At 69.5% G+C, this 22,715-nt stretch carries 23 protein-coding genes and 1 pseudogene; 12 read left to right on the plus strand and 12 right to left on the minus strand.

Annotation, left to right across the window (positions count from 1 at the left end; genetic code table 11):
• Positions 1-122: 122 nt before the first annotated feature.
• Positions 123-1,082: an ATP-binding cassette domain-containing protein gene (locus C7C45_RS15110; protein WP_110564299.1), complete on the plus strand. Its 960-nt coding sequence runs from the start codon at positions 123-125 to the stop codon at positions 1,080-1,082.
• A 16-nt stretch (positions 1,083-1,098) separates the two neighbouring features.
• The gene (locus C7C45_RS15115; RefSeq protein WP_110564300.1) at positions 1,099-1,854 is read left to right on the plus strand and encodes an ABC transporter permease; all 756 of its coding nucleotides are present in this window, start codon (positions 1,099-1,101) and stop codon (positions 1,852-1,854) included.
• A gap of 90 nt (positions 1,855-1,944) precedes the next feature.
• Here C7C45_RS15115 and C7C45_RS15120 read toward each other — a convergent pair whose 3' ends face one another.
• The 5 genes from C7C45_RS15120 to C7C45_RS15145 all read right to left on the minus strand — a co-directional run bounded on the left by C7C45_RS15120 (position 1,945) and on the right by C7C45_RS15145 (position 6,856).
• Positions 1,945-2,598, minus strand: a complete 654-nt coding sequence (locus tag C7C45_RS15120; RefSeq protein ID WP_110564301.1) for an O-methyltransferase — start codon at positions 2,596-2,598, stop codon at positions 1,945-1,947.
• A complete protein-coding gene (locus tag C7C45_RS15125; RefSeq protein ID WP_110564325.1) occupies positions 2,595-3,263 on the minus strand; it encodes a Maf family protein in 669 nt (222 codons plus the stop codon). The genes C7C45_RS15120 and C7C45_RS15125 overlap by 4 nt, the downstream gene beginning before the upstream one ends.
• A 301-nt stretch (positions 3,264-3,564) precedes the next feature.
• Positions 3,565-4,734: a type VII secretion-associated serine protease mycosin gene (mycP, locus tag C7C45_RS15130; protein ID WP_110564302.1), complete on the minus strand. Its 1,170-nt coding sequence runs from the start codon at positions 4,732-4,734 to the stop codon at positions 3,565-3,567.
• A gap of 1,378 nt (positions 4,735-6,112) precedes the next feature.
• Positions 6,113-6,571, minus strand: coding sequence for a hypothetical protein (locus tag C7C45_RS15140; protein ID WP_110564303.1), 459 nt, complete (start codon positions 6,569-6,571; stop codon positions 6,113-6,115).
• A gap of 90 nt (positions 6,572-6,661) precedes the next feature.
• Entirely contained in the window at positions 6,662-6,856 is a 195-nt protein-coding gene (locus C7C45_RS15145; RefSeq protein ID WP_110564304.1) for an acyl-CoA carboxylase subunit epsilon, read from the minus strand.
• A 90-nt stretch (positions 6,857-6,946) separates the two neighbouring features.
• Between C7C45_RS15145 and C7C45_RS15150 the strand changes: the two genes are divergently transcribed.
• Together C7C45_RS15150 and C7C45_RS15155 are read left to right on the plus strand one after the other, a co-directional pair.
• Complete coding sequence (locus tag C7C45_RS15150) at positions 6,947-8,962, plus strand: serine/threonine-protein kinase (protein ID WP_110564305.1); 2,016 nt, start codon at positions 6,947-6,949, stop codon at positions 8,960-8,962.
• A gap of 87 nt (positions 8,963-9,049) precedes the next feature.
• Positions 9,050-9,283, plus strand: a complete 234-nt coding sequence (locus C7C45_RS15155; protein ID WP_110564306.1) for a hypothetical protein — start codon at positions 9,050-9,052, stop codon at positions 9,281-9,283.
• A gap of 82 nt (positions 9,284-9,365) precedes the next feature.
• On the opposite strand, the gene C7C45_RS15160 is transcribed toward C7C45_RS15155, so the two are convergent.
• Both C7C45_RS15160 and C7C45_RS15165 read right to left on the minus strand, forming a co-directional pair.
• Positions 9,366-10,118 carry a GH25 family lysozyme gene (locus C7C45_RS15160; protein ID WP_110564307.1) on the minus strand — a complete coding sequence of 251 codons (753 nt, stop codon included), beginning with the start codon at positions 10,116-10,118 and terminating at the stop codon, positions 9,366-9,368.
• Between the two features lie 125 nt (positions 10,119-10,243).
• A complete protein-coding gene (locus tag C7C45_RS15165; protein WP_110564308.1) occupies positions 10,244-10,789 on the minus strand; it encodes a Uma2 family endonuclease in 546 nt (181 codons plus the stop codon).
• Positions 10,790-10,890: 101 nt separating this feature from the next.
• On the opposite strand from C7C45_RS15165, the gene C7C45_RS15170 reads away from it, so the two are divergent.
• The 4 genes from C7C45_RS15170 (at position 10,891) to C7C45_RS15185 (ending at position 14,049) form a co-directional block, all read left to right on the plus strand.
• A complete protein-coding gene (locus tag C7C45_RS15170; protein WP_110564309.1) occupies positions 10,891-11,634 on the plus strand; it encodes a M50 family metallopeptidase in 744 nt (247 codons plus the stop codon).
• A 21-nt stretch (positions 11,635-11,655) separates the two neighbouring features.
• A complete protein-coding gene (locus C7C45_RS15175) occupies positions 11,656-12,639 on the plus strand; it encodes a ketopantoate reductase family protein (protein WP_110564310.1) in 984 nt (327 codons plus the stop codon).
• A 62-nt stretch (positions 12,640-12,701) separates the two neighbouring features.
• The gene (locus C7C45_RS15180) at positions 12,702-13,202 is read left to right on the plus strand and encodes a SigE family RNA polymerase sigma factor (RefSeq protein ID WP_110564311.1); all 501 of its coding nucleotides are present in this window, start codon (positions 12,702-12,704) and stop codon (positions 13,200-13,202) included.
• The gene (locus C7C45_RS15185) at positions 13,195-14,049 is read left to right on the plus strand and encodes a hypothetical protein (RefSeq protein WP_110564312.1); all 855 of its coding nucleotides are present in this window, start codon (positions 13,195-13,197) and stop codon (positions 14,047-14,049) included. Before C7C45_RS15180 ends, C7C45_RS15185 begins: the two co-directional genes overlap by 8 nt.
• A gap of 108 nt (positions 14,050-14,157) precedes the next feature.
• Here C7C45_RS15185 and C7C45_RS15190 read toward each other — a convergent pair whose 3' ends face one another.
• The gene (locus C7C45_RS15190; RefSeq protein ID WP_110564313.1) at positions 14,158-15,741 is read right to left on the minus strand and encodes an acyl-CoA carboxylase subunit beta; all 1,584 of its coding nucleotides are present in this window, start codon (positions 15,739-15,741) and stop codon (positions 14,158-14,160) included.
• A gap of 84 nt (positions 15,742-15,825) precedes the next feature.
• On the opposite strand from C7C45_RS15190, the gene C7C45_RS15195 reads away from it, so the two are divergent.
• Positions 15,826-16,701 (plus strand): biotin--[acetyl-CoA-carboxylase] ligase, encoded by an 876-nt coding sequence (locus tag C7C45_RS15195; protein WP_110564314.1) that lies wholly within the window; start codon positions 15,826-15,828, stop codon positions 16,699-16,701.
• Between the two features lie 140 nt (positions 16,702-16,841).
• Complete coding sequence (locus C7C45_RS15200) at positions 16,842-17,414, plus strand: PH domain-containing protein (RefSeq protein WP_110564327.1); 573 nt, start codon at positions 16,842-16,844, stop codon at positions 17,412-17,414.
• Positions 17,415-17,457: 43 nt separating this feature from the next.
• On the opposite strand, the gene C7C45_RS15205 is transcribed toward C7C45_RS15200, so the two are convergent.
• The 4 genes and pseudogenes from C7C45_RS15205 to C7C45_RS35855 form a co-directional block, all read right to left on the minus strand.
• On the minus strand, positions 17,458-18,150 hold the full coding sequence (locus C7C45_RS15205) for a MaoC/PaaZ C-terminal domain-containing protein (protein ID WP_208641173.1): 693 nt from the start codon (positions 18,148-18,150) through the stop codon (positions 17,458-17,460).
• Entirely contained in the window at positions 18,147-18,857 is a 711-nt protein-coding gene (locus C7C45_RS15210) for a GtrA family protein (protein ID WP_110564315.1), read from the minus strand. Before C7C45_RS15210 ends, C7C45_RS15205 begins: the two co-directional genes overlap by 4 nt.
• Before the next feature lie 63 nt (positions 18,858-18,920).
• Complete coding sequence (locus C7C45_RS35850) at positions 18,921-19,460, minus strand: GtrA family protein (RefSeq protein WP_110564316.1); 540 nt, start codon at positions 19,458-19,460, stop codon at positions 18,921-18,923.
• A 218-nt stretch (positions 19,461-19,678) separates the two neighbouring features.
• Positions 19,679-19,762, minus strand: a pseudogene (locus tag C7C45_RS35855) (GtrA family protein); the annotation flags it as partial.
• A gap of 136 nt (positions 19,763-19,898) precedes the next feature.
• On the opposite strand from C7C45_RS35855, the gene C7C45_RS15220 reads away from it, so the two are divergent.
• Positions 19,899-21,743 carry a phosphoenolpyruvate carboxykinase (GTP) gene (locus tag C7C45_RS15220; protein WP_110564317.1) on the plus strand — a complete coding sequence of 615 codons (1,845 nt, stop codon included), beginning with the start codon at positions 19,899-19,901 and terminating at the stop codon, positions 21,741-21,743.
• 37 nt (positions 21,744-21,780) lie between these two features.
• Complete coding sequence (locus C7C45_RS15225; protein ID WP_110564318.1) at positions 21,781-22,638, plus strand: hypothetical protein; 858 nt, start codon at positions 21,781-21,783, stop codon at positions 22,636-22,638.
• The last annotated feature ends 77 nt before the right edge of the window (positions 22,639-22,715 follow it).

Consider the following 22,715-nt stretch of genomic DNA (forward strand, 5'->3'; position numbering starts at 1 on the left):
ACGTTGACTAGAAAAGCTATATCGCGTTAGCCTGCTGTCGGCACAGCGGGGGAGTGCGTCATCCGGCGTCGTCCCACTCGAAGGCCGGCCCGACCGGCCCGACCGACCGACCAGGAGCAGAGATGATCGAGACCAGGGGGCTAAGGAAGTCGTTCCGCTCCCGCGCGGGTCGAGAGACGAAGACGGTGGACGCTGTGCGGGGCGTCAACCTTGAGGTCGCCGAAGGCGAGATCTTCGGCTTCCTCGGCCCGAACGGCGCCGGCAAGACCACCACGCTGCGGATGCTCGCCACGCTCATCGAGCCGGACGGTGGCGACGCCACCATCGCCGGCGCGGACCTGCGCAAGGACCCGGCCGAGGTGCGCCGACGGATCGGTTACGTCCCGCAGGGTGGCAGCACCTGGGACGAGTCCACCGCCCGTGAAGAGCTGGTGCTGCACGCCCGCATGTACGGCATCGGCAAGGCCGACGCGCAGCGCCGCGCCGCCCGCGCCCTGGACGCCTTCCAGCTCACCGAGTACGCCGACCGCAAATGCAAGACCTACTCCGGCGGTCAGCGCCGACGGGTGGAGATCGCGCTCGGCATCATCCACGAGCCGAAGATCGTCTTCCTGGACGAGCCGACCACCGGCCTCGACCCGCAGAGCCGCGCCCACATGTGGGACGAGATCCGGCGACTACGCGCCGACGGGATGACCGTCTTCATCACCACGCACTACCTGGACGAGGCCGACGCGCTCTGCGACCGGATCGCGATCATGGACAATGGCGAGCTGGTGGCCGAGGGCACGCCGGCCGAGCTCAAGCGGGAAATCTCCGGCGACGTGGTGCTGGTCGGCATCGACCTGACCGCCACCGAGCAGGCCACCAAGGCGCTCGACGGCGAGCCGTACGTCAACAAGCTGGAGACCGCCGACGAGGGCGGCCTGCGCCTCTACGTCGACGACGGCGCCACCGCCATTCCGCAGGTGCTGCGCAGGCTCGACCACGCGGGGCTGGAGCTGCGCTCGATCGAGTTGCACCGACCCAGCCTGGACGACGTCTTTCTCACCAAGACCGGCCGCTCGCTGCGCGAGTCCTGACCACCGGAGACGACTCATGAAATTCGCCCGTGACACATGGCTGATCTTTCAACGCCAGACCCAACTCCTGCTGCGCAACCCGGTCTGGGTCTTCGTCGGCGTGTTCCAGCCGGTCATGTACCTGCTGCTCTTCGCCCCGCTGCTCAAGCCGGCACTGAATGCGCCCACTCAGGCCGCCGCCTACAAGATCTTCGTACCCGGCCTGTTGGTGCTGCTCGCGATCTTCGGCGGCCTGTTCCAGGGCTTCGGCCTGATTGCCGAGCTGCGCGCCGGCGTCATCGAACGCTCCCGGGTCACGCCGATCAGTCGGCTCGCCCTGCTGCTCGGCCGCTCGCTGCGCGACGTGGTCTCGCTCATCGTGCAGGCGGTCATCATCACCCTGCTGGCGCTCCTGTTCGACCTGCGGGTGTTCCTCGGTGACCTGTTACTGGCGTACCTGATGCTCGCCCTGATCGCGCTCATGACCTCGGCCGTCTCCTACGGCGTCGCGCTCAAGGTCAAGAGCGAGGACGCGCTGGCCCCCCTGATGAACACCGTGGCGCAGCCGGTGCTGCTGCTCTCCGGCATCCTGCTACCGCTGACCTTCGCACCCGGCTGGTTGCAGGGCATCGCCGACTGGAACCCGTTCTCCTGGGCTGTCGACGGCACCCGGGCGCTGTTCGCCGGTGACCTGGGCAGCGACAAGGTCTGGCAGGGTCTGAGCATCACCGCGGTCCTCGCCGCGTTGGGGGTCTACTGGGCCGCCCGGCAGTTCGCCCGCAGCGTCCGCTGACCCGACCGGTTGTCGGGGTGTCCGTCTCCGTCTTGGAAGGACACCCCGACATCTGGGTTCAGTGCTCCCCGGGTTCAGTGCCCTGCCGGGTCAGCGGACCCGGGCGAGGGTCAGGCCGTCCGCGATCGGCAGCATCACCGGGTCCACCCGCACATCGGCGAGGACATCGTCGTTGAAGGCGGCGATGGCCCGATCGTTGGCGTCCCGCGGAGCGATCACCCGGCCACCGCGCAGCACGTTGTCGACGGCGATCACTCCGCCCGGCCGCATCCGGGGCACCAACTCCGCCCAGTAGATCGGGTATCCGGTCTTGTCCGCGTCGATGAACGCGAAGTCCAGGTGCCGCTCGTACGGCAGCTCCCGCAGCCTGTCCCCGGCCGGGCCGATGCGCAGGTCGATCCGGTCCTGCACCCCGGCCCGTTCCCAGTAGCGCTGGGCGATACCGGTGAATTCCGCAGAGATGTCGAAGCAGGTGAGCCGCCCACCCTCGGGCAACCCGCGGGCGATCGCCAACGACGAGAGCCCGGTGAACGTGCCGACCTCGACGGCCTGCCGCACGTCGAGCAGCCGGGTGAGGAACGTCAGAAAGGCGGCCTGCTCCGGGGCCACCTGCATGGTGGCGTGCTCCGGCAGCACCGACCGGGTCTCCTCGGCCAGGTCCCGGATGATCTCGTCCGGTGGGGAGCCGTGTGCGACCAGGTAGGCGTGCAGCTCGTCGGTGAGCGGGATCGATTTGGTGGTCATGACCGGACGTTACCGAGCGGCTCGACCGATTGGCCCCCAGGCGCGACCTTCGTCCACAGGTCGGTGATCCGTAGGTCGAGTTCCGCGAGGAGCCGACGCAGCAGCGGCATCGACAGCCCGACCACCGTCCCCGGGTCACCCTCGATCCGCTCCACGAACGGCCCGCCCAACCCGTCGATGGTGAACGCGCCGGCCACCGCGAGCGGCTCACCGCTGGCCACGTACGCGGCGATCTCGTCGTCGCTGATGTCCGCGAAGTGGACGGTGGTCGAGGCGACCGCCTCCGCACGCCGCCCGGCGGTAACGTCGATGAGGCAGTGCCCGCTGTGCAGAACGCCGCTGCGCCCCCGCATCCGCAGCCACCGCCGGGTCGCGTCCGCCGGGTCCGCCGGCTTGCCGAGGATCTCCCCGTCGAACGCGAGCACCGAGTCACAGCCGATCACCAACGTCCGCTGCCCGGCACCCGGGCTCAGCCGGGTCAGCACCGCCTGTGCCTTCAGCCGAGCCAACTCCAGACACAACTCCTCGGCCCGTTCGGTCACCACCAAGGACTCGTCCACCCCGCTGACCAGCACATCCGGCTCAATTCCGGCGGCCTTGAGAGACTTGAGACGGGCAGGGCTCGCAGAGGCGAGCACGAGGCGCAGCGGCAGAGTTTCAGACACCCGCTCGACGTTACCGGCTCCCACCCCCGCAAGAGCCCTCCCGCCACTCGCCCGCCTCGACCCGCTTTGACCTTGCCTTGACCCGCCTTGACCCGCCTTGACCTTGATCCACTCCATGTCGGCGACGTTGGCCTATCCAGCGCGGTCAGACCCCGCAATATCGCCGATATGGAGTCGATCACCCCGCCGGCCGACCAGATCCCCACCGTGATCGACCCGTTTCGCCGAACTGGGGGTATCCAACGCCCGGACGCCGCCACACCACGGCAACCGATCCCAGCGCCACCCGGCCGCCGGCCAATCAGCGACTAATCCGAGGCGGCGGATCATCGCCGCGCCGACGCCGCCGTGCCACCACCGCCCACCCGACCCCGGCAGCCAAGATCACCCCAAGGGTGGCCAGGCCACGCGCCGTCGCACCGCTGTCCTCATCACCCGGCAGCGCACCAGCCGTCGTCGTCGAGCCAGCATCGGCCGGCGCGCTCACAGACTCAAACCCCAGCGGCGGTACGTCTGCCGTCAGCGCCGCCACAAGATCGATCACGCCATAGCCGTACTCGTCGTCGCGCCCAGGCGCGCCCTTGTCGACCGCAGTTGCCGTAAGCCGGTGCGCCACCTCCCGCGCCGGCAGATGCGGGTACTTGGACCGAATCAACGCCGCCGCCCCCGCCACGATCGCCGTGGCGTCAGAGGTTCCGGTGCCTTTGCGGTACTTGCCATCGATGCTCGTGCTGTAGATGTCGACCGCCGGCGCAACCACGTCAATCTCCGGGCCAGTCACCGAGACGGCAGCCCGGTTCCCGTCTCGGTCGATTCCGCCGACCGCGAGGACTCCATCTTCTGACGCGGGATACCCAGCTGCGGAATCCTGCGGGAGGTTGCCTGCCGAGGCCACCACTAATACATCTGCCGCGAGCGCTGCTCTGATGCTTTGCTGTAGCGGTATTCCGGCGCCACCCACCGACGAAACGCTGATTATGTCAGCTCCATTGCGGATGGCGAAGTCAATGCCGGCAGCCAGTTTATCGGGTTCGCCCTGTCCGTCGGCCGGCGTATCCCGGATGGGTAGTATGCGCGCTTCTGGAGCTATTCCCAGGGCACCTAAGTTGGCTCCCTGTCCGTGCGCGGCGATTAGTCCTGCCATGCCGGTACCGTGGCTATTCCGGTCGCTCTGACCATTGCCGTCGCCGCCAGTGATGATGTCGGTGCCCTTGAGTAGATTTCTTTGGAGATCTGGATGCGGTTGGACGCCCGTATCCGGGACTGCGACAATTACTCCTGCTCCTTGGGAAATGCGCTGCGCATCGGGCGCTTTGAGGTAGCTCAGATGCCACTGATCGGATCGGATTCGCTGGATCTCGCTAGGTTCGTTGTTAAGGGTGTGGGCCTTAACTTCCGTAGGATGTATCGCGGACAGCGTTATCAGTAAGATGGCGGCCGGCAGCCCAAGAGTCCGCCTCTTGAACTGCATTACCGATTGAAGCCGATAGCCGGACCGGGGTCGGGTGGGCCCTGTTCCTCTGGAGGGCGGACGATGGGATCCACCCCTTGGTCGACCTCCCAGGGGCTGTCGGGATCCCAGGCGCGCCCATCGTCGTGTTGTCCCTTTCCTGTGGGACGGCCAGGCGGGTAGCTTGCGGCTGAACCCGATGCGGCGGTGCCACCGAAGCCGGGAGCGCCGCCCATGGGCGGCAGGTGTTGTCCTCCGGCTGAGCCTCGACCTCCGCCTGGTCGGGATCCAGCCCCGCCGGTCGGCGTTGTGCCGGCGCCCCCGCCACCGATTACGCCGCCAATCGGATTAACTCGTCGCGTCGGACTGGAGGCGGATCCAGGCTGGCCAAGCCCAAGACTAGGCGTCCCGCCTATGAGACCACCGGGCGGCATCGGTCGCATCGTCGGAGGCTGTGTTTGTGAAACTCTATTGATATTCCCGCTTGTCGGACGATTAGTGGCCCCAAGTGTTCCATTTGCGGGTGGAGTTGCGGCCCGAGCTATCGGACTCGGCAGCAGCGGTGCTGGTCCTGCTCCGGGCGGCGGGACGGACACTCCAGTTCCGGATATCCCGGCACTCGTCGACGGAGACGCGACTCCGGAACTGGTGCCGCCAAGTATCGGACCTATCACGGGGGTGACCTGGGCGGGTTGCGGGCTACCCAGGGCGCTAGGCAAGGGCAAATGAGGGACCCTGCTAACGGTAATCGGCATAGGCAGAATTGGAGGAATTGCCGGTGCGGAAGTGCTGTATGTGTCTGAACTTGACGAATCTCGTCTCGGACGTGAAGGCGGTGGTGGTGGTTTTTGGAGGGTTGCTTGGGCTTGCTGGAGTTCGCTGCTGAGGTTGAACATGGCGGCCCGTGCCTGCACATTCAGTCGTTCCAGTTCCGCGTCGGTAACGGGTGCCTCGGTGACCCGGTTGCCCATCACCGCTTTTGGATCGGCAGCCATCGACTCGTACGCCTGCTTTTGTTGGAACTTGGTCGCGTACTCCTCATGGATATTGCGGAGTGCGGCGCGAGTGGTGCCGATGGCCTGGGTGGCGGCGGAGAGCGCGGTGTAGTTCGCGGCGGCGGCGTTGTGGGTGCGCTGCACCTTGTCGATCAGCTCGTCGAGTTCGGCGAGGTAGGTGCGGGAGGCGGCGCTGGTTTCGGGTGGCCATGCTTCGGCGAGCCCGCGCCGGTATTCCTGGAGACGGCCGAGGTGGGTTTGCGCCAGGTCGCAGACCTTGCGCCAGCCGGCGACCTGCTTCCAGTGGTTGGTGGTGTCGTGGTCCTGGAGGCAGGCCCACATGCTGTTGACGTCCATGAGTTGCCAGTCGGTGAGGCCGGATGTGCGGCCGGTGCCCCGTTCGATCACGGCAGCACCACCGGCTTTTCGGCGTTGGGGCCGGTCGGGTCGGTCAGCATGGGCGTCGGGCCGCCGGGCAGCATGGTTGTCGGGTCGGCGAGGGCTTGGCGCACGTCCACCACCCGTGCGGCGGTGAAGGCGTCGCTGTCGGCGTATCGGGTGGCGACCTGGTCGGCGGCGGCGGCGAGGTGGCCGGTGGCGCCGCGGACGGCGTACACCATGTCGGCGGTGGCCTGCTGCGTCTCGTGGTGCGCGTGCAGGAAAGTGACCAGCTCGATGAAGGCGTCGCACGGGTTGGGCAGCTTGGCGGACATGTCTTCGGCGATGTACGACAGGTGCGGCGCGTAGTTGCTCTCGACCTCGGCGGCGAGCCGGTCGGCGAACTCTCTGAGCTGTGTGATGTCGGCCTCGATGCCGCTGTAGCCACGGAGCCAGGGCGCTGGCCGGTCCTCTTCGGGGATCATTGATCCTCCCTACCTGTCACGGCACCGTTTCCCTGAGTGAGGGTAACGGCTACGCATGGCCCCTGGCAGCCCCCGTATGGGCGGGTCGGGTCAGCGGGGCAGGCCGGCGGTGCGCCATCCATCAGGGCTGCCGGGCCGGGCGCTGCGCGCCCAGGTGGACGGGGTTGCCGGCGCGGGAGCGGAGGTCGGTCGGGACCGGACGATGATCGCCCCCACCAGGGCGGCCAGTTCCTCGGCGGTGGGCACGCCGCGAACGACCCGGAACAGCGGCTCTTCGGCAGACATGACGCCAGGGTACGCGGCGCGAAGTTACGCGAAGCGCACAGTGGCGTGCCGGCGGTGTGAGCGTCGGGGGGTCCGGGTACCGTCTCAGCGATGTCGAATGCGCTTCCCCAACTTGTCGCTGACCGATACCGGCTCCTGTCGCCGCTCGGCCAGGGCGGCATGGGCCGGGTGTGGAAGGCGCGCGACGAGGTGCTGCACCGGGACGTCGCCATCAAGGAGTTGGTGCCGCCACCCGGTCTCACCGACGAGGAGCGCCGCGAGATGCGCGAGCGCTCGTTGCGGGAGGCCAGGGCAATTGCCCGGCTGAACCACGCCAATGTGGTCCGCATCTTCGACGTGCTGCGCACCGACGGCGATCCGTGGATCGTCATGGAGTACGTGGCGTCGAAGTCGTTGCAGGACACTCTCGCCGAAGATGGTCCCGTGTCGGTGGCCCGCACAGTGGAGATCGGCCTCGGCGTGCTGGGCGCGCTCAGTGCCGCGCACAAGGCGGGCGTCATGCACCGCGACGTCAAGCCCGGCAACGTGCTGCTGGGCGAGGACGGCCGGGTGGTGCTGACTGATTTCGGTCTCGCCACGATCCCGGGTGACCCGAACGTGACGCGCACCGGCATGGTGCTGGGCTCACCCGCGTACATCTCGCCGGAGCGGGCCCGCGACGGCACCGCCGGCCCGGAGGCGGACCTGTGGTCGTTGGGCGCGACGCTGTACGCGGCGGTCGAGGGCAAGTCGCCCTACGCCCGGCCGTCGGCGATCGGCACCCTCGCGGCGCTGGCGACTGAGCCGATTCCGCCGCCGAAGAACGCCGGTCCACTCAAGGCTGTGCTCAACGGCCTGCTGCGCAAGGATCCGACCGAGCGGATCACCGCCGAGGTGGCGGAACGCCTGCTGCGCCGCGCCGGCGGCAAGCGTGCGCGGGGGATCTCGCTGCTCGATGGCGTACGCCGACCGGGGCCGAACGGCCCGCGTGAGCCGCGCCCGCCGCTGGTGCCGGCGCCGCGACCGGCCGAGAGTGCCGACCGGCCGGTGTCGCCGCCGCCGGCCGCCGCTACCTCCGCTGCTGCGGCGACCACCGCCGCCGATGCCACGCCGACGTCCGTCGTTCCCTCCGGCGAGCATTCCGACCCGACCGCACCGGTGCCAGCCGACCCGACGGCGGCGGTCCCGGCCGAGCCGACCGCCACGATCGACCGCCCGTCCGATGCCGACCCGACCGCGAAGGTCACGGCCGCACCCGACACGAGCGGCGACGGTACGACGCACGCAGGTGACAGCACGACCAGCCTCGACGACGAACCGACTGTGGTCGACGGCCCACCGGTGGCGCCCGAGCAGCGCAAACCCTCGACTCCCACGTCGGTGATGCCCCCGGCGAGCCCGGCCGGGCGCGCGGCGGTGCCGGCATTCGACGGTACGAAGCCGAGCAACACCCGCCGCAACGTGCTGGTCGGGGCCCTGGTGGCCCTCCTGCTGATCGGGCTCGCGGTGATCGTGCCGATGCTGACCAAGGGCGACGACACGGAGACGCCGCAGGTCGGCCCGACGACCGGTGCGGCCGCGACGTCGGCGCCGGCGCAGTCCTCGGCTCCGGCGGCGCCTCCGCCCACCACGGGCGCACCGAGTACGTCGCCCTCGGCTACGCCGTCGACCGACCCGAACGCGCTGCCGGCGGGCTGGAAGCTGCACGAGGGGCCGACCTTCTCCATTCCGCTTCCACCTGGCTGGAGCGGCCGTCAGACCAGATCGGACACGGTCGTCTTCAACCAGCCCAATGGGCCTGGCATAATGCTGGTCCAGTGGACCCCCACCCCGAAGAAGGACGCGGTCGCCGACTGGAAGGCGATCGAACCTGACCGTCGGGATCTGGTCACCAACTACCAGTTGGTGGGCAGCATCAAGGCCTGCGACTGGTATCGGACCTGCGCCGACTGGGAGTGGTTGGAGACCCGGGACGGCACCCGCATCCACGTGCGTAACCGGGGCTTCGTAACCGCCACCAACCGGGGTTTCGCCATCCGGTGGGAGATCGCGGAAAAGGACTGGCAGGCCAACCTCGCCAACTTCGACCAGATCGTCAAGGGCTTCAAGCCCGATCGGGTCAACTGACAGGCGTTCCGCACCTGCGCGAACCTCTCTCGCATGTTCTTGCGTCGTTCGGGGTATCTGATCTCCAACGACGGAGGGAGGTGCGACATGGGTTACCGATACAGGAACGCCCGGCCCCGGCTGGCACTGTGGATGCTCGTCGCACTCGGCGATGTGGCACTGCTGCTGATCAGCGTTGGGCTTCCGCTACTCGTCGCGCTGTTGGGCGTCGTTGCCATCACCGTTGGTGCGGTGGGCGTCCGGCGGCTCAGCCGGCGGGACGCGCTGGTCCGCGAGGATGCTCCGGTGATGGTGCCGGCGTTGAGCCGACGGCGGGTCTGACCCGTACGCGGTGGTGTGGCGGCAGCCGGACCGATTGTCGACCGTGTGGTGACCGTCGATCCCGCTGCCGCCAACGGCCCGGTCAGGTGTTGTTGGCCAACGCGATCAGTCGACTGCGGTCGCCGTTCCAGTAGTTGCGGTCCACGTTCCCGCTGATCCCGGAGACGACGCCGGTGCTGGTGTACTGCCAGAAGCTCCACACCGAGGCGCCGGCCGGCAGGGCGCCGGGCGCGCTCGCCCAGCGGGCCAGCCAGAGCGGGTGGTTCGCCCACGGGCCGGTCCAGCTGCCGGTGCACTGGTTCCACCAGCTCGTGGTGGTGTAAATGACGGCGTACCGGCCGGTGCGGGAACGGTACGTGTTGAGGAAGTCCTGCACCCAGTTGCGCATCCCGGTCGTGCTGAGCCCGTAGCAGTAGCCGCCGCTGTACGGGTTGGCCTCGATGTCGAGCGCCGCCGGCAGGGTGCGGCTGTCCGCCGACCAGGCGCCGCCGTTGGAGGCCAGGTAGTTGGCCTGGGTCGAGCCGGCGGAGATGTTGGGCCGGGCGAAGTGGTACGCCCCGCGGATCACCCCGGCGTTGTACGAGTTGACGTAGTTGGCGTTGAAGTTCGGGTCCTTGTAGCTGGTGCCCTCGGTTGCCTTGATGAAGGCGAACTCGATGCCCGCGTTGCGGACGCTGGTCCAGTTGATGCTGCCCTGGTAGCGGGACACGTCGATGCCGGGTGTGGTGGCGGCGGCCGCCGGTCCGGCGGTCGCGACCAGGGCCGCCGCCGCGGTGGCGAGGACGGTGAGGCCGGCCGCGAGCGCGCGGCGCAGCGATGACGAGGTACGGGCCATGAATGCCTCCAAGGACGTCGCTCTATCGACATCCATCTTTGGAGGTAAGTGCCCTAGATCACAAGGTGCGTTGAAAAAAGCTTCATGGACGGGTGTCGGTGGCCCGGCGATCGGAGCGGAACGAGTCAGCCCAGGGTGGCCGGGTCGAGCTGCCAGTGGAACGGCTCGACGATGGTCAGCGTCTCGCCCGCCTTGGCGACCTGGTCCTCGATGTAGTGCTCACCGTCGAGTCGGTGGAGCCGTAGCGAGTGACCGTCGCCGTCCTGCTCGACCAGCAGATACCAGGGGATCCGGGCGATGGCGTAGAGCTGCATCTTGACCAGCCGGTCGGCGGCGGCGTTGCCGGGCGAGACGATCTCGCCGACGAGCACCACCTCGGCGGCGTCCACCACCGTGCCCTCATCGTCGGTGTCCGCGACGACCACATCCGGGATGGCGATCCGATCCACCTCGAGCCGTACGTTGACCGCCCTGAAGACGGCGAGGCGGTCTGCGGCACGCTGGACGTGGTTGGCCAGCCGGCGCGACACCAACTGGTGCCGCTTGTCCGAGACCGGGCTCAGGAGCAGGCTCCCGTCGAGCAGTTCGATCCGGTCGGGAGTCTCGCCCAGAGCGAAGTAGTCGGCCTCGGTCCAGGGGCCGATGTGGTGTTCCAGCGGCACCAACCTCATCCGCTGTCACCTCCGACCCGGCTCGCCACCCGATCAGTCTCCCAGGATACGAGGCGGTGCTCCGGGAGCGACACGGAACGCCGCCGGTAGGCTCGCGCCCCATGATGTCGATCGACGGGCTGAGCGACCTGTGGGACACGCTGTTCGGCGCGCAGCCGGACCCGCCCGCGCTGCTGGTGCTGATCACCGCGGCGGTCGCGCTGGTGGTGGTGTCCACCCGGCTGCCGTGGCGGATCGCCCGCAACGCCATCACGATCGCGCACGAGGGTGGGCACGCCCTGGTCGCGTTGCTCACCGGCCGCAAGCTGCGCGGCATCCGGCTGCACTCGGACACGTCCGGGCTGACCCTCTCCGCCGGCCGTCCCACCGGGCCGGGCATGATCCTCACCCTGCTCGCCGGGTACGTCGCCCCACCGCTGGTCGGGCTTGCCGGTGCCTGGCTGCTCGGCGGCAACCGGATCACCCTGCTGCTCTGGGTGGCGGTGGTGCTGCTGCTGGCCATGCTGATCATGATCCGCAACGTCTTCGGCGTGGTATCGCTGCTGGTCACCGGCGCACTGGTGTTCGCCGTCTCGTGGTACGCGACGCCGCAGGTCCAGGCCGCGTTCGCGTACACCGGGGTGTGGTTCCTGCTGCTCGGCGGGGTGCGGCCGGTGGTCGAGTTGCAGCGGCTGCGCTCGCGGGGCCGGATGCCCGCCTCCGACGCCGACCAGCTCGCCGGGCTCACCCCGTTCCCGGCGCTCTTCTGGGTGACCGTCTTCGCTCTGGTCAACCTGGCCGCCCTGGTCGCCGGCGCGCTCCTGCTGGTGGGCCCCATCCTCACCAGCGCCGGCCTGACGGTCTGATCCAGCGGGCAGAATGAGGCCATGCGATACGTGATCATCGGGGCGGGTGCGGTCGGCGGGACCATCGGCGTACGGCTGGCGCATGCTGAGCGGGACGTGACCCTGGTGGCCCGGGGTGCGCACCTGGACGCGATCCGCGCGCGGGGTCTGACCCTGCGGCAGCCCGACGAGGAGATCACCACCCGGCTCGCCGCCGTGGACGGGCCCGTTGACCAGCCGCTGCCGGCGGACACGGTACTGATCCTCACCGTCAAGTCGCAGGACACCGCTGGTGCGCTGGCCGCCTGGGTGGACGCGCCGGTGGTCGGTGGTGGCACGGCGGGCGAGCGTCTGCCGCTGGTGACCGCGCAGAACGGGGTGGCCAACGAGCGGGCCGCGCTGCGGCTCTTCGCCGACGTGCACCCGGTCTGCGTCTGGTTGCCGGCCACCCACCTGGACCCGGGCGTCGTGGTGGCCAACGGCTACCCGCACCCGGGGATGCTCCACATCGGGCGGTACCCCGGCGGCGCCGACGACACCGACCGGGCGATCGCCGCCGATCTGAGCGCGGCCGGGTTCGTCGCCCCGGTCCGTACGGATGTGCTGCGCTGGAAGTACGGCAAGCTGCTCAGCAACCTCGGCAACGGCCTACAGGCGTTGCTCGGTCGGGACATCCCCGACGCATTGGTCGAGCGGGTACGCGCCGAGGGTGTCGCCGCACTCGCCGCCGCCGGCATCGCGCACACCTCGCCGGAGGAGGAGAAGGCCGAGCGCGGCGACCGGGTCGGGCAGCGCCCGGTCGACGGGGAGGCCCGGTCCGGCGGCTCCACCTGGCAGAGCCTCGCCCGGGGCACTGACTCGACCGAGGTCGACCACCTCAACGGGGAGATCGCGTTGCTCGGCCGGCTGCACGGCGTACCGACGCCGGTCAACGTGGCCGTGCAGCGGGCCGTCCGCCGGGCGGTCCGGGAGCGGATCGGGGCGGGCGCGTTCCCGCTCGCCGAACTGGAGAAGATGATCGCCTGACCGGGGCAACCGCCGACCCTGCCTGGTGCGTGTTCTCTGCGACCGACACGGGGAGGTAGCGGGTGCCGGACGTCGACGGGTTCGACGAGTTCTACCGGGGGAGTCGGCAACGGCTGCTCGGCTTCGTCTACGCGCTCACCGGCGACCGGGTCGAGGCGCAGGACGCCGTGCAGGAGGCGTACATCCGGGCGTGGCAGCGCTGGTCGACGGTCAGTGGGTACGACGACCCGGAGGCGTGGCTGCGGGTGGTGGCCAGCCGGGTCGCGGTCAGCCGGTGGCGCAGCCTGCGCAGCCGTGCCCGCGCGTACCTGCGGCACGGTGCCACCGAGACCGTTCCCGGGCCGGGCACCGACACCGTCGAGGTGGTCGCCGCCCTGCGCCGGCTGCCCGAGGAGCAACGCGTCGCCATCGCCCTCTACTACCTGGTCGGCATGCCGGTCGCCGACGTGGCGCGGGAGACCGCGGCCCCGGTCGGCACCGTCAAGGCCCGACTCTCCCGGGGGCGCGCCGCGCTCGCCGGCCTGCTCGCCGTCTCTGATCTTGAGGAGGCCACCGATGCGTGACGAGCTGGCAATCGTGGAACAGATTCAGCGGGACCTGCAGGACGTGCGCTGGCTCGGTCCGGAGGAGATTCGCTCCCGGGCTCGTCGCCGCAGCCGGCGCAGGATCGTCGTGGCGACCGTCGTGCTGGCTCTCGCCGGGGTGTCCGCAGCAGCGGTCGCTGCGCCGAGGAAGTCCCCGTCACCGGCCCTGCCGGCCGCCTCCGCCTCGCCGACCCGCCATGAGATCACCACCGACGCCCTGTTGCAGCCAGCCGACCTGTCGCAGCAGGTCGATGTGCAGCTCAGCCAATCGGGGCTGGGCGAGCCGGTCCTGCTGGATCAACTGCTCGGCGCTTGCCGGACGAGCCAGGGACGCTCGAATGGCTGGCAGAACTCGATCCTGTCTCGCTCGCAGACGTTTGTGCCCAAACGCGCTGCGCCGATCCGCACCCAGTCGACTGCTCTGGTCACGCAGGATCTCTTCCGGCTGGTACCCGAGGCGGCCATCCAGCTACTCGCCACGCTGGACGACGTGGTTGCCCCGTGCGCCGACTGGGTCAGCGTCGGCGGGTACAAGGCGGGGGATGCGACGGGCACCGGAATGGCGACGCACCGCTGGGCGGTGGTCCAGCGGGGTTTCGCCGGCGATGGGGCTGCGCTGCTGCGGCACACCGGTACGCAGCCCGTCGACCAGAAGACGGGCGAGCCCATCGGTGCGGCGCCCCGGCCGACCACCACCGCCGTGGTCCGGGTCGGTGATCTGATCACCGTGCTCAGAATGGAACAGGCCGGCACCGAGCTGGACCTGCGCCGCCTGGCGGAGGTCGCCGCCCGCCGGATGTGCGTCGCCGCCAACCCAGCCTGCTGACCGCTATTGATCCGCACAACATCAGGGTTGTTGCTGCCTCCCGTCGCCCGGAGGCAGCACTTTCCCCGAAGTTGCGCGGATCAGCGGATCAGGGGACCGCGAGCGGCCTCAGAGGGGGATGTTGCCGTGCTTCTTCGGGGGCAGGGTCTCCCGCTTGGTACGCAGCACGCGCAGTGCCCGGACGATCTGGGTGCGCGTCTCGTGCGGCGCGATCACCGAGTCGATGTAGCCACGCTCGGCCGCCACGTACGGGTTGGCCAGGGTGTCCTCGTACTCGGCGATCTTCTCGGCCCGGACCGCCGCCGGGTCCTCGGCGCCGGCCAGTTCGGAGCGGTAGAGGATGTTCACCGCGCCCTGCGCGCCCATCACGGCGATCTGCGCGGTCGGCCACGCGAAGTTGAGGTCCGCGCCGAGGTGCTTGGAACCCATCACGTCGTACGCCCCGCCGTACGCCTTGCGGGTGATCACGGTGACCTTGGGGACGGTCGCCTCGGCGTACGCGTAGATGAGCTTGGCGCCCCGGCGGATGATGCCGTCCCACTCCTGGCCGGTACCGGGCAGGAAGCCGGGTACGTCCACGAAGGTCAGCACCGGGATGTTGAACGCGTCGCAGGTGCGCACGAACCGGGCGGCCTTCTCGGAGGCGGCGATGTCCAGGGTGCCGGCGAAGTGCATCGGCTGGTTGGCGACCACGCCCACCGGCCGCCCCTCGATCCGGCCGTAGCCGACCACGATGTTCTGCGCGTAGAGCGGCTGAACCTCGAGGAACTCCCCGTCGTCGAGGACGTGTTCGAGCACCTTGTGCATGTCGTACGGCTGGTTGGCCGAGTCCGGGATCAGGGTGTCCAGCTCCCGGTCCTCGTCGCTGATCGCCAGGTCGGCGGGGGCGTCGAAGACCACCGGCTCGTCCAGGTTGTTCGACGGCAGGTACGACAGCAGCGCCTTGACGTAGTCGACGGCGTCGTCCTCGTCGCTGGCGAGGTAGTGCGCGTTGCCGCTGCGGGAGTTGTGCGTACGTGCCCCGCCCAGCTCCTCCATGCCGACGTCCTCGCCGGTCACCGTCTTGATCACGTCGGGTCCGGTGATGAACATGTGCGAGGTCTGGTCGACCATCACGGTGAAGTCGGTGACCGCCGGCGAGTAGACCGCGCCGCCGGCGCAGGGCCCCATGACCAGCGAGATCTGCGGGATGACACCGGAGGCCCGCACGTTGCGGAAGAAGATCTCACCGTAGAGGCCGAGCGAGACCACGCCCTCCTGGATGCGCGCGCCGCCGGAGTCGTTGATGCCGACCACCGGACAGCCGATCTTCATGGCCAGGTCCATCACCTTGACGATCTTCTCGCCGAAGACCTCACCGAGCGAACCGCCGAAGACCGTGAAGTCCTGCGCGAAGACGCACACCTGCCGGCCGTCCACCGTGCCGTAGCCGGTGACCACGCCGTCGCCGTACGGGCGGTTCCGCTCCAGCCCGAAGGCCGTGGAACGGTGCCGGGCCAGCTCGTCGAGTTCGACGAACGAGCCCTCGTCGAGCAGCATCTCGATCCGCTCCCGGGCGGTCTTCTTGCCTCGCGCGTGCTGCTTCTCGACCGCGCGGGCCGACCCGGCGTGCACCGCCTCGTCGACCCGGCGCTCCAGGTCCGCCAGCTTGCCCGCGGTGCTGTGGATGTTGGTCCCGGTCTCGGTAGTCACCCAGGGAATATAACGATGGTTCAGGTGGGCACCGCTGTGCAGTACGCCTCAGTGTCGGCGCGACCACCGTCGTAGGCTGGCGGAATGTCGGGCTCCCCGTACAACGATCTGGACCGCCCGCCGCTGTCGGCGGCCCGGCTGCGCCGCGCGTTGGTCGCCCCGGACGGGCCGTGGGCCCGGCTGGAGCTGCGTGCCGAGACGGGCTCCACCAACGCCGACGTGGCCGAGGCGGCGCGGGCCGGTGAGCCCGAGGGCCTGGTCGTGGTCGCCGAACGGCAGACCGCCGGGCGTGGGCGCCGCGGTCGGGTCTGGCAGTCGCCGGCGCGGGCCGGCATCACCACCAGCGTGCTGCTGCGGCCCGGCGAGGCCGTGCCGGACCGCGGTTGGCTGCCCGCGACACCCACGGGGTACGGGTGGCTGCCGTTGCTGGCCGGCGTGGCGCTGGTCGAGGCAGTGGCCCGGCTGGCCGAGTTGGAGGCCACCCTGAAGTGGCCCAACGACCTGCTGATCGACGACGCGAAGTGCGCGGGCGTGCTGGCCGAGGCGGTGCCGGGGCGCTCGGCGGACCAACCGCCGGCCATCGTGCTCGGCATCGGGCTCAACGTGACGCTGCGCGCCGACGAACTGCCGGTGAATCCGACCGGGCTGCCGGCCACCTCGCTGCAGTTGGCCGGCGCGGCGGCCACCGACCGGGATCCGCTGCTGCGGGCCCTGCTGCGGTCGGTCGCCGACTGGTACGACCGCTGGCGCTCCGCGGGCGGCGATGCGGTGACCAGTGGCCTACGCGACGCCTACCTGGCGGCGTGCGCGACGGTCGGCCGGGAGGTGCGCGTCCTGCTCCCCAACGGCGAAGCCCTGACCGGCACCGCCACCGGAGTCGACCCGGACGGCCAACTCCTCGTCACCACCGCTGGCGGCGACCGCACCCTTGCCGCCGGGGACGTCCTGCACCTTCGGTGACGCCCGCACCTTCGCTGGCCGGGAGGCCTCCGCCGGCGAAAGGTCGCGCCGTCGACACAAGGCACCCCGGGTGGCTGATCCGATCAGGCGGTTGGACCGGTTACGGTCTGCGCGTCGGAAAAATGGCGATGGAGGTTGTCGTGGCGTTCCCTGAAGACGTGCTCACCGAGGACGAGCATGTCGTGCTCCATCTGCACCCACACTGGAAGGCGTTGATCCAGCCGATCGCGGTGTTGGTGCTGGCCATCGCGGCGGTGGTGGTCGGTGTGCTCCTGCTGCCCGAGAGTGGCGGCGGTTCGATCGTGCTGGCCGTGATCGGGGCGATCGCCCTGGTCGCGGTGCTCTGGCTCGGCCTGTGGCCGTTCCTGGTCTGGCGCACCACGCACTACCTGTTCACCAACGAGCGTGTGCTGATCCAGCAGGGTGTCTTCTCCCGCGACCGGCGGGATCTTCCGCTCACCCGGGTCAACGACCACTCGATGAACCAACGGTTCGTCGAGCGCCTGCTCGGTTGCGGCACGCTCACCATCGAGTCGGCCGGTGAGCGGGGCCAGTCGGTGCTTTCCGACGTGCCGAACGTCGGGAAGGTGCAGACCACCCTGTACGAGCTGGTCGAGGCACAGCACGACAGGCACTCGCTGGGTGACGGGGAGATGCGCGACATCCTCGCCGACATGCAGGACGGCAAGCCGCTGCGCGACACCACGACCTGATCCGGACGCTTGAGGCCCGCCCCGGCCGCGGTGTCGGGGCGGGTCAGTCGTGTGGTTCGGCCCCGGGCGTGCCGCTTCCGGGTCGGTCAGGCCCCGGCGGGCCGATCTCGGCCGGGTCGGCGCCGGTTGGCCCACTCACGGGCCGCTCGGCGTCGGCTGGGTCGCTGACGGGCTGCTCGGCGTCGGCTGGGGCGGCATCGGGCCGATCGGCCCCGTCTGGGTCGGCTTCGGCCGGGTCGACCGGTCGCACGGCGAACCAGCCACGGAAGCGGGTCCGCAGCACCTCCTGCTCGGGTCGGTCGTCCGGGCCGAGGCGGAGCATGGTGCCGGTGAGGCTGACGGTGCCCAGCCCCGGGCGGGCGGTCGAGGGCCGGGCGCCCATCACGTCGACCCGTACCGCGAGCCGATCGCCGGCGCGCACGGGGGCGAGCCAGCGCAGCTCCTCCAGCCCGGGGGATGCGTCCGCCGCCGCCCGGGACAGCAGGTGGTCGACGTACGCGCGCATGAACAGGCTGACCGTGTAGAAACCGCTGGCGATCAGGCCGCCGTGCCGGCTCGCCCCGGCCAGTTCGGGGTCGACGTGATACCACTGCGGGTCGAAGCGGCGGGCGAAGGCGACCATCTCGTCGCCATCCACGGTGACCACACCGAGGTCGACGGTGAGCCCTGGGACGAGATCCTCGAAGAACAGCTCGGCAGGTTGCCCGGTGCCGGAGCGGGCGTCGGGTGCCGTCACCGGCGGGGCGCGCGGCGGGTGCTGACGTGCAACTCCGCGGCGAGTTCCGCGTCCAGGTCGGCGGCGGGGCTGACGCTCAGCCGCTTGGACCGTCCCTGGGTGGGCGCGCCGGGCGGTGGGTCGGCACGTTCCGCGGACTCCGCCTCTTCCAGCTCCGACACGGTCTCGGCCAGTTCGGCGACCGGGTCCATTTCCGCCATCGTGTCCCACTCGTCACGCGGGATGCTGTGCCAGGTGGATGCGGGCTTCGCCTCGGGCTCGACCTCGGTCTTCGCGACCGGCTGGAAGACGAAGGTCCGGTATGACCAGAATCGGAACAGGGTGGCCAGCAGTACGCCGGCGGTCTTGGCCACGTTCAACGCGAGCAGGCCGTGGATGTCGAGGCCGTACTTCGCCGCTGCCACGGCACCCAGTTCGATGAGCAGGCCCGCACCGTTGAACAGGAAGAACAGGACGTATTCCCGACGGAGCGCCGATTTCGGGCGATCCCGGTACGTCCAGTGCCGATTCATCAGATACGACGTGATCGTGGCGACGATGGTCGCGATCACGGAGGCCTTCAGCTGGCCATTGACGAATACGGTCAGTGCGAGGGCATTGAACACCGCGTAATTGATGACGGTGTTGATGCCGCCCACGATGCCGAACTTGAGCGCCTCGTGGATGAACTTCTGCCAGCGCTCAGGCAGGAGACGGACAAGACGCATGCGAAACACCTTAGGGCAGTCGGTGCGGCCGGCGATCACCGGCCGAACGAGGTGAGCGGCAGGTCACGCCCCGTGATCGGGGTCAGGCTTCACCTGTGGTGGAAGGGTCGGGGTTCCCGCTTCGACGAAGACGAACCGCCGGTACGACCAGAATCGGAACAGCGTGCCGAGGCCCGCGCCGACAAGGTAGCTGGCGATGTTGTCGGCCAGGCGCGTCTGGAACACGTCGGGCCAGATGCTGCCGAGCCCGTACCGGCTGATCGCGAGGCAGGCCACCGCGATGCCGAGGCCGACCGCGTTGAAGAAGAAGAACAGTGCGTACTCGCGGGCCGGGTTGCTGCGCTGACGGTGCCGCCAGGTCCAGAACCGGTTGCCCACGAAGGCGAACGAGGCCGCGATCACGGTGGAGATCGTCTTCGCCGTCAACTCCTCGACGTCACGACTGCTCGTCAGGTAGTTGAAGAGCCCGAAGTCGATGAGGAAGGCGACCCCGCCCACGGTGGCGAACTTGCCCAACTCGCGGACAAGGTGACCGAAGCGGTCCAGCAGCATGCCCACCAAACCCTGTCGGGTCTGCCGAGGATCCGGTTGTTCCCCGGTCATTGTGGCGGCCACGGACGGAGCCTACCGGCTGTCGACCAGTCAGAGGGGTAGCAACGGCGAGCGGGCGTGGTCGCCCGGAAGCGCCCAGCGCGGTGTGCGGGGCCGTTGCACGGAGCGTAGCCAATTGGGAGGACTGACGCGCCTCGGAACGGGAATCCACGCACCGGTCGGCGGGGCAGGTCCACGGCCCGACCGCAACAAGCGTCCGCCGGGGTGCACAACAGATTTGCGTGAAACTGCGCGGGAAAGCGGGTATCAGCTCGTGATACCGCAGCGTGGCCGTACCTTGTGCAGTTCTTCACAACCAGTCCCACTGACTCGGAAGGCTGCCCGGTTTACGCTGAGGCCAATCCCAGGTTTCCACGAAGGCGACGCATCGCGCCGCTGAGTTTCGTGCATCCCATAGATCGGTCAGCGTCGACCACAAGGAGATGTGTCATGGTTGCTCCGGCTGTTGTGCGGGGTATTGATCAGGCCCCGACGTCCCATCCGAAACTGCTCGCCTGGGTCCGTGAGGTCGCGGAACTGACCACCCCCGACCGTGTCGTCTGGGTGGACGGGTCCGACGAGGAATGGCGCCGGCTCACCGACGAGCTGGTCGAGGCCGGCACGTTGATCCGGTTGAACCCGGAGAAGAAGCCCAACTCGTTCTACGCGCGCACCGATCCGACGGACGTCGCCCGGGTCGAGGAGCGCACCTTCATCTGTTCCGTCGACGAGGCGGACGCCGGCCCCACCAACAACTGGATGGCGCCGCCGGAGATGAAGCGGACGATGACGGATCTCTACCGCGGTTCGATGCGCGGTCGCACCATGTACGTCATCCCGTTCGTCATGGGCCCCGTCGAGGCCGAGTCCCCGATGTTCGGTGTGGAGATCACTGACAGCCCGTACGTGGTCGCCTCGATGCGCATCATGACGCGGATGGGCACGCGGATCCTCGAGGCGATGGGCAACGATCGGGATTTCGTGCACGCGCTGCACTCGATCGGCGCCCCGCTCGCCCCCGGGCAGCAGGACGTCCCCTGGCCGTGCAACGAGACCAAGTACATCTCGCACTTCCCGGAGACCCGGGAGATCTGGTCGTACGGCTCGGGTTACGGCGGCAACTCGCTGCTCGGCAAGAAGTGCTACTCCCTGCGGATCGCCAGCGTGATGGGCCGCGACGAGGGCTGGCTCGCCGAGCACATGCTGATCCTCAAGATCACTTCGCCGGAGGGTCGGGTCTACCACATCGCGGGCGCCTTCCCGTCTGCCTGCGGCAAGACCAACCTCGCCATGGTGGAGCCGACCATCCCCGGTTGGAAGGTCGAGACCATCGGCGACGACATCGCCTGGATGCGGTTCGGCCCCGACGGTCGCCTCTACGCGGTCAACCCGGAGTACGGCCTGTTCGGTGTCGCGCCCGGCACCGACTGGAAGACCAACGCCAACGCCATGCGCACCCTGGACCGGGGCAACTCCGTCTTCACCAACGTGGGCCTCACCGACGACGGCGACATCTGGTGGGAGGGCATGGGTGAGCCCCCGGCGCACCTGATCGACTGGAAGGGCAACGACTGGACGCCGGAGAGCGAGGGCCTCTCCTCCCACGCGAACAGCCGTTTCTGCACCCCGATCACCCAGTGCCCGATCCTCGCCGACGAGTACTTCGACCCCAACGGCGTGCCGATCGACGCGATCCTCTTCGGCGGTCGCCGCAAGGACACCATCCCGTTGGTGACCGAGGCCCGCGACTGGGTGCACGGCGTCTACATGGGTGCCACGCTCTCCTCGGAGACGACGGCCGCCGCGTCCGGGGCGGTCGGTGTGGTCCGACGGGACCCGATGGCGATGCTGCCGTTCATCGGCTACCACGCGGGCGACTACTTCCGGCACTGGATCGAGATGGGCAAGGGCACCGACGGCGACGAGGCGAAGCTGCCGAAGATCTACTACGTCAACTGGTTCCGCAAGGACCCGGACGGCTCGTTCCTCTGGCCGGGCTTCGGGGAGAACGCCCGGGTGCTCAAGTGGGTCGTCGAACGGATCGAGGGCACGGCCGACGCGGTCGAGACGCCGGTCGGCATGGTTCCCGCGCCCGACGCCCTGGACGTCGAGGGCCTGGACATGACCCCGGAGGACGTTCGGATCGCCCTTAAGGTCGACCCGGACGAGTGGCGTAACGAGCTGCCGATGATCACCGAGTGGTTCGAGAAGTTCGGTGACAAGCTGCCCGGCGTGCTCTGGGCGGAGCTGGACGCGCTGCGCGCGCGTCTGGACGCAGTGCAGCCGCAGCGCTAGGTGTGAAGTCCGCCCCTGGCGGGCATCATCGGATCCCATGAGGACGGCCGCCGAGACCCAGGTCCGGCGGCCGTCCGCCGTCCGGGTGCTCACCACCCTGCTCGCGACGACGGCGGCGGCCACCGTCGTGGTCGAGGTGCTCAATTGGTGGTACGCCCCGGAGCAGGGCTTCGGTCTGGCGGTACGCACCGGCTGGGCGATGCTGCGCTCGTTCGGTTTCCTGCTGCTGATCGGGCACGTACGCAAGGGCCGGACGGTGGCCCGCCCGTTCGGGTTGATCCTCGCGGTCACCACGATCTTCGCCGTCGGCCGGCTGATCGTGCCGCGGCAGGGGGTGCCACCGCTGCCCGGCCTGCTCGGCTTCGCCGTACTCACCGCGCTCTGTGTGGCGGTCGTCTGGCTGCTGTACCGGTCGTCGGCGCTGGCCGAGCATCTTGTCCGGCACCGGCCACGACTGGTCATCGACCGGGCCGGCCTCTCCTGGCGGGAGACCCCGCCCCGCCGGCCGGAGGCCAGCGCCTGGCTGTTGACCAGCCGGGTGGCCGCGTTCACCTACAGCCCACTGATGCTGGTGCCGGCCCTGGTGGCCGGAGGCTCCATCCTGGATGGTCGACTGACCGCGGTGCCGGCCGTGTTGATCTGGTTTGGTGCCGGCATCGTGGCCAGCTACGCGGTGCTGTTCTGCACCGCGTTCCTGCTGCGTGGCAAGGACTGGGCGCGTGGCCTCCTGGTCGCCGTCACGGTGGCCGTCCTCGCCGTGGACCTGCCGCTGTGCTGGTGGCTGCTGGGCGTGGACGGCCTGGTCCGCGACGGCGCCCCGCTGCTGGCCGCCGCCGCCCTGACCCTCTACGGCCTGCGCCGCGCGGCACGCACCGACGACGTCGGCCAGGGCTGACGGCGGCACGACCTCGCGCCCGGCTGGCCGGCAGCCTCGCGGCGACCACCAGGACGCGGCGACTACCGGGACGTGGC

Source organism: Micromonospora arborensis (assembly GCF_003205615.1).
In the GTDB taxonomy this organism is placed as follows: domain Bacteria; phylum Actinomycetota; class Actinomycetes; order Mycobacteriales; family Micromonosporaceae; genus Micromonospora; species Micromonospora arborensis.

Bases quoted from the DNA above. Each gene is read 5' to 3' on its own strand.
- C7C45_RS15110 (WP_110564299.1), top strand. From the start codon at position 123: ATGATCGAGACCAGGGGGCTAAGGAAGTCGTTCCGCTCCCGCGCGGGT.
- C7C45_RS15115 (WP_110564300.1), top strand. From the start codon at position 1,099: ATGAAATTCGCCCGTGACACATGGCTGATCTTTCAACGCCAGACCCAA.
- C7C45_RS15120 (WP_110564301.1), bottom strand. From the start codon at position 2,598: ATGACCACCAAATCGATCCCGCTCACCGACGAGCTGCACGCCTACCTG.
- mycP (WP_110564302.1), bottom strand. From the start codon at position 4,734: ATGCAGTTCAAGAGGCGGACTCTTGGGCTGCCGGCCGCCATCTTACTG.
- C7C45_RS15140 (WP_110564303.1), bottom strand. From the start codon at position 6,571: ATGATCCCCGAAGAGGACCGGCCAGCGCCCTGGCTCCGTGGCTACAGC.
- C7C45_RS15145 (WP_110564304.1), bottom strand. From the start codon at position 6,856: ATGTCTGCCGAAGAGCCGCTGTTCCGGGTCGTTCGCGGCGTGCCCACC.
- C7C45_RS15150 (WP_110564305.1), top strand. From the start codon at position 6,947: ATGTCGAATGCGCTTCCCCAACTTGTCGCTGACCGATACCGGCTCCTG.
- C7C45_RS15155 (WP_110564306.1), top strand. From the start codon at position 9,050: ATGGGTTACCGATACAGGAACGCCCGGCCCCGGCTGGCACTGTGGATG.
- C7C45_RS15160 (WP_110564307.1), bottom strand. From the start codon at position 10,118: ATGGCCCGTACCTCGTCATCGCTGCGCCGCGCGCTCGCGGCCGGCCTC.
- C7C45_RS15165 (WP_110564308.1), bottom strand. From the start codon at position 10,789: ATGAGGTTGGTGCCGCTGGAACACCACATCGGCCCCTGGACCGAGGCC.
- C7C45_RS15170 (WP_110564309.1), top strand. From the start codon at position 10,891: ATGATGTCGATCGACGGGCTGAGCGACCTGTGGGACACGCTGTTCGGC.
- C7C45_RS15175 (WP_110564310.1), top strand. From the start codon at position 11,656: ATGCGATACGTGATCATCGGGGCGGGTGCGGTCGGCGGGACCATCGGC.
- C7C45_RS15185 (WP_110564312.1), top strand. From the start codon at position 13,195: ATGCGTGACGAGCTGGCAATCGTGGAACAGATTCAGCGGGACCTGCAG.
- C7C45_RS15195 (WP_110564314.1), top strand. From the start codon at position 15,826: ATGTCGGGCTCCCCGTACAACGATCTGGACCGCCCGCCGCTGTCGGCG.
- C7C45_RS15210 (WP_110564315.1), bottom strand. From the start codon at position 18,857: ATGCGTCTTGTCCGTCTCCTGCCTGAGCGCTGGCAGAAGTTCATCCAC.
- C7C45_RS35850 (WP_110564316.1), bottom strand. From the start codon at position 19,460: ATGACCGGGGAACAACCGGATCCTCGGCAGACCCGACAGGGTTTGGTG.
- C7C45_RS15220 (WP_110564317.1), top strand. From the start codon at position 19,899: ATGGTTGCTCCGGCTGTTGTGCGGGGTATTGATCAGGCCCCGACGTCC.
- C7C45_RS15225 (WP_110564318.1), top strand. From the start codon at position 21,781: ATGAGGACGGCCGCCGAGACCCAGGTCCGGCGGCCGTCCGCCGTCCGG.